The 1,361-nt window shown below is 67.0% G+C and carries 2 protein-coding genes; both read right to left on the bottom strand.

Annotated features, from left to right (window positions below; translation table 11 throughout):
* Positions 1-8: 8 nt before the first annotated feature.
* On the bottom strand, positions 9-407 hold the full coding sequence (locus PUR56_RS16825; RefSeq protein ID WP_329877461.1) for a hypothetical protein: 399 nt from the start codon (positions 405-407) through the stop codon (positions 9-11).
* Complete coding sequence (locus PUR56_RS16820) at positions 404-1,258, bottom strand: IS5 family transposase (RefSeq protein ID WP_329877459.1); 855 nt, start codon at positions 1,256-1,258, stop codon at positions 404-406. Before PUR56_RS16820 ends, PUR56_RS16825 begins: the two co-directional genes overlap by 4 nt.
* Between the last annotated feature and the right edge of the window lie 103 nt (positions 1,259-1,361).

The following is a 1,361-nucleotide window of genomic DNA, read 5'->3' as shown; positions in this document are numbered from 1 at the left end:
AGTGGACGTTAAGTCCGTTTCTGGTAGCGGCCTCGTCCGGGTTGGGTGAGGAAGCCTTGGCGAGTGAGGCGTCCGAGGCGGCTGCGGGTGATGTTGACGGACGCCTCGTCGGTGGGCATGCCGAGGAGTTCGTGCAGCTCGCCTGCCCGGAATGCCTGGTCGGGGTGCTGGTTGAAGGCGTTCACGATGGCCTGGTAGGTGGTGTTCGTCTCGGGTGGCTCGGATTCGGTTCCTGCCGGCGTGACCTCCGCGATGATCTTTCGGGTGGTGGCCAGGTCCGTGAGCCGCGCTTCGGTCTCGGTCAGGTCGGTGGCGAGCTCTTCGATCCGGGCGCGTAGTTCCGCGGCCCGGGCGGTGGCCTCGTCCTGCCGGGTCTGGAGGTCTGCCAGGAGTTCGGCGACGTTCACGCGGCCAGTCCGAGGGTGTCGCGCCAGGCCGGGGCTGGTGTGGTGAGGCGGCGGGTCATGTTCGCGGTGGAGGCCCAGTAGACGCGTGAGGCGGAGTTGTCGGGCCGGTGGTCGTACTCGCGAGCGAGGCGCCGATGCAGCATCAAGGTGCCGTTTGTCTGCTCCACCACCCACCGTTTCGGCTGCGGGACGAAGCCCTTGCCCTGGTCGGCCGGGTTGCGGCGGACGACCTCGACGTCGATGTCCAGCAAAGCGCCGTGGATGATCACCTCGTCCTTGAAGCCCTGGTCCACCAGGGCCTTCTCCAGACGCATCCCGCACCGCTCGGCGACCTGGTCGAGCAGGGCGGCGCCGGCGGCGTTGTCGTGGGCGGAGGCCGCCAGGACGACGACGCCGATGATCAGCCCCATGACGTCCACGGCCAGTCCCCGCTTGCGCCCCGACACCTTCTTGTTCGCGTCCAGCCCCGTCGTGGTCTTCGGGACACCGGCGGCCGCACGGACGGACTGGGTGTCGATGATCACGAGGGACGGGTCCTCTAATCGGCGGGCCCTCTCCCGTACCTGGCAGCGCAGGAGTTCCTGGATCCGCCGGTCGAGCCCGTCCTGGCGCCACAAGCCGAAGTAGTAGAACACCGCCGACCAGGCCGGCAGGTCATGGGGCAGGTAGCGCCACTGACAGCCCGTCCGATTCTGGTAAAAGATCGCATTCACGATCTCCCGCAGATCACAGGCCCCCGGATCCCCAGTAGCCGATCGCGCCACCCGGTCCTGCTTCCAGGCCGTGATCATCGGCTCGATCAACGCCCACTGCTCATCCGATAAGTCGCTCGGATACGCCCGTCTGTCCATGCGCCGCAGAACATCACCCGAACCCCGACTGGCACGCCAGTACGGCCGACGTTCACACGAACGAGCGATCATGAACCGAGAGAAAGCGGACTTAACGTCCACT

The sequence above is a fragment of the Streptomyces sp. BE303 genome (genome assembly GCF_036290945.1).
Taxonomy (GTDB): Bacteria; Actinomycetota; Actinomycetes; order Streptomycetales; family Streptomycetaceae; genus Kitasatospora.
This window is presented reverse-complemented; position numbering and strand designations above follow the sequence as displayed.